The sequence below is a fragment of the Peribacillus sp. SIMBA_075 genome, from assembly GCF_046534585.1.
The window spans coordinates 1-258 of the sequence record NZ_JAWRYN010000978.1; the positions used below are offsets into that span (position 1 = coordinate 1).

Consider the following 258-nt stretch of genomic DNA (forward strand, 5'->3'; position numbering starts at 1 on the left):
CTCGCAAGAGCGACCTTTGACGGCTTGACGCGAGTGGGACCAGATGGAAAAATTCAGCTCTCAGTGGCACAAAAGATAGATATATCCGATGACCTGAAAACGTACACGATTCACTTGCGCGATACAAAATGGAGCAACGGTGACCCTGTTACCGCTGATGATTTCGAATACGCTTGGAAGCGAATGCTTGATCCCGAAAAGGGGAGTAATTATGCCTACATGCTGTATTACCTTCAAAATGCTGAAAAAGCAAACCTG

Annotated in this window: 1 protein-coding gene; it reads left to right on the forward strand. The window is 46.1% G+C overall.

From position 1 onward, the window contains the following. On the forward strand, nucleotides 1-258 hold a 258-nt coding region (locus SB775_RS31200), incomplete at both ends, for an ABC transporter substrate-binding protein (protein WP_410865152.1).